This window comes from Nocardia takedensis NBRC 100417 (assembly GCF_000308695.1).
GTDB lineage: Bacteria > Actinomycetota > Actinomycetes > Mycobacteriales > Mycobacteriaceae > Nocardia > Nocardia takedensis.
In genome coordinates this window covers 1-3,383 of sequence record NZ_BAGG01000044.1, presented here as the reverse complement: position 1 = coordinate 3,383, position 3,383 = coordinate 1, and the positions used below count along the sequence as shown (strand labels likewise).

At 56.4% G+C, this 3,383-nt stretch carries 2 rRNA genes; both read right to left on the bottom strand.

From position 1 onward, the window contains the following. Nucleotides 1-11: 11 nt before the first annotated feature. Nucleotides 12-128 (bottom strand): 5S ribosomal RNA (gene rrf, locus ON30_RS09775). Nucleotides 129-230: 102 nt separating this feature from the next. Continuing rightward, nucleotides 231-3,337, bottom strand: a 23S ribosomal RNA gene (locus ON30_RS09770). Between the last annotated feature and the right edge of the window lie 46 nt (nt 3,338-3,383).

Genomic DNA, 3,383 nt, shown 5'->3' with positions numbered 1-3,383 from the left:
CGTGAATGATGTTCCGGCGGTGTCCTACTCTCCCACACCCTGTCGAGTGCAGTACCATCGGCGCTGGCAGGCTTAGCTTCCGGGTTCGGAATGGGACCGGGCGTTTCCCTGCCGCTATAACCGCCGTAACTCTATGAAACGAACACACCCCACAACGAAACCCACCGAGCGGTGGGTCGGGGTGTGTGTGTTGTTTCAGATACCGCACAGTGGACGCGTAGCAACCTTTGTCGAGTAAGTCCTCGGCCTATTAGTACCAGTCACCTACACCCGTTACCGGGCTTCCAGTTCTGGCCTATCAACCCCATCATCTGTAGGGGGCCTTAACCACTCGAGGTGGTGAGAAACCTCATCTTGGAACAGGCTTCCCGCTTAGATGCTTTCAGCGGTTATCCCTTCCGAACGTAGCAAACCAGCAGTGCTCCTGGCGGAACAACTGGCACACCAGAGGTTCGTCCGTCCCGGTCCTCTCGTACTAGGGACAGCCTTCCTCAAGTTTCTGACGCGCGCGGCGGATAGAGACCGAACTGTCTCACGACGTTCTAAACCCAGCTCGCGTGCCGCTTTAATGGGCGAACAGCCCAACCCTTGGGACCTACTCCAGCCCCAGGATGCGACGAGCCGACATCGAGGTGCCAAACCATCCCGTCGATATGGACTCTTGGGGAAGATCAGCCTGTTATCCCCGGGGTACCTTTTATCCGTTGAGCGACACCGCTTCCACTTGCCGGTGCCGGATCACTAGTCCCGACTTTCGTCCCTGCTCGAGCTGTCGCTCTCACAGTCAAGCTCCCTTGTGCACTTGCACTCGACACCTGATTGCCAACCAGGCTGAGGGAACCTTTGGGCGCCTCCGTTACACTTTGGGAGGCAACCGCCCCAGTTAAACTACCCACCAGGCACTGTCCCTGAACCAGATCATGGTCCGAGGTTAGAAGTCCAATACGACCAGAGTGGTATTTCAACGACGACTCCACGAACACTGGCGTGCCCGCTTCACAGTCTCCCACCTATCCTACACAAACCGTACCGAACACCAATACCAAGCTATAGTGAAGGTCCCGGGGTCTTTTCGTCCTGCCGCGCGTAACGAGCATCTTTACTCGTAATGCAATTTCGCCGAGTCTGTGGTTGAGACAGCAGAGAAGTCGTTACGCCATTCGTGCAGGTCGGAACTTACCCGACAAGGAATTTCGCTACCTTAGGATGGTTATAGTTACCACCGCCGTTTACCGGGGCTTAAATTCTCAGCTTCGCGCCGAAGCGCTAACCGGTCCTCTTAACCTTCCGGCACCGGGCAGGCGTCAGTCCGTATACATCGTCTTACGACTTCGCACGGACCTGTGTTTTTAGTAAACAGTCGCTTCTCTCTGGTCTCTGCGACCACCACCAGCTCGAGGAGTAAATCCCGTCACCAGCGTTGGTCCCCCTTCTCCCGAAGTTACGGGGGCATTTTGCCGAGTTCCTTAACCACAGTTCTCTCGATCGCCTCGGTATTCTCTACCTGACCACCTGTGTCGGTTTGGGGTACGGGCCGTGTACCAACTCACTAGAGGCTTTTCTCGGCAGCATAGGATCACTGAATTCGCCTCAATCGGCTACGCATCACCTCTCAGGCTTCGTGAGCGACGGATTTACCTATCACTCGCCCTACAGGCTTACACCAGGTAATCCACCACCTGGCCCAGCTACCTTCCTGCGTCACCCCATCGCTTGACTACTACGGTCTGGGTCGTGTGCAGCCACATCCGGCCTCCCGAAGGAGGTCCATCCGCTTTTGGACACTTAGCAAAACCGGCTCGCCACTGGGCGCGGATACACGGGTACGGGAATATCAACCCGTTGTCCATCGACTACGCCTGTCGGCCTCGCCTTAGGTCCCGACTCACCCTGGGCGGATTAACCTGGCCCAGGAACCCTTGGTCATTCGGCGGACGAGTTTCTCACTCGTCTTTCGCTACTCATGCCTGCATTCTCACTCCCACAGCCTCCACGACTGGTTCACACCGTCGCTTCCCTGGCTGCAGGACGCTCCCCTACCCACCCAGACCACTGCCCCGAAGGGAATGTATACGTCTGAGTGCCGCGGCTTCGGCGGTGTACTTGAGCCCCGCTACATTGTCGGCGCAGGATCACTTGACCAGTGAGCTATTACGCACTCTTTCAAGGGTGGCTGCTTCTAAGCCAACCTCCTGGTTGTCTTCGCGACCCCACATCCTTTTCCACTTAGTACACGCTTAGGGGCCTTAGCCGGCGATCTGGGCTGTTTCCCTCTCGACTACGAAGCTTATCCCCCGCAGTCTCACTGCCACGCTCTCACACACCGGCATTCGGAGTTTGGCTGACTTCGGTAAGCTTGTAGGCCCCCTAGGCCATCCAGTAGCTCTACCTCCGGCGTGAAACACGTGACGCTGCACCTAAATGCATTTCGGGGAGAACCAGCTATCACGGAGTTTGATTGGCCTTTCACCCCTACCCACAGCTCATCCCCTCAGTTTTCAACCTAAGTGGGTTCGGGCCTCCACGACGTCTTACCGTCGCTTCACCCTGGCCATGGGTAGATCACTCCGCTTCGGGTCTAGAACACGCGACTCAAACGCCCTATTCGGACTCGCTTTCGCTACGGCTACCCCACACAGGTTAACCTCGCCACATGCCACTAACTCGCAGGCTCATTCTTCAAAAGGCACGCCATCACCCCACAAGAGGGCCCTGACGGATTGTAAGCGCACGGTTTCAGGTACTATTTCACTCCCCTCCCGGGGTACTTTTCACCTTTCCCTCACGGTACTAGTCCGCTATCGGTCACCAGGGAGTATTCAGGCTTACCGGGTGGTCCCGGCAGATTCACAGCAGATTTCACGGGCCCGCTGCTACTCGGGTAACATCCACGAGAGCCGAACAGTTTTCGCTTACCGGACTCTCACCGTCTACGGTCGGCCATCCCAGACCAATTCAGCTAACCACTCGGTTTCTTACTCTCGCCCAGCTCGGCAGAACCGGGAAGAATGCTCCCACAACCCCACATAGACAACGACTGCCGTCTATCACATCTACATGGTTTAGCCTCATCCGCTTTCGCTCGCCACTACTCACGGAATCACTATTTGTTTTCTCTTCCTGTGGGTACTGAGATGTTTCACTTCCCCACGTTCCCTCCACACACCCTATATATTCAGATGCGGGTGACACGACATCACTCGTGCCGGGTTTCCCCATTCGGAAATCCTCGGATCTCAGCTCGGTTGACAGCTCCCCGAGGCATATCGCAGCCTCCCACGTCCTTCATCGGCTCCTGGTGCCAAGGCATCCACCGTACGCTCTTAAACACTTACAAAACAAAGATGCTCGCGTCCACTGTGCAGTTCTCAAACAACACACCC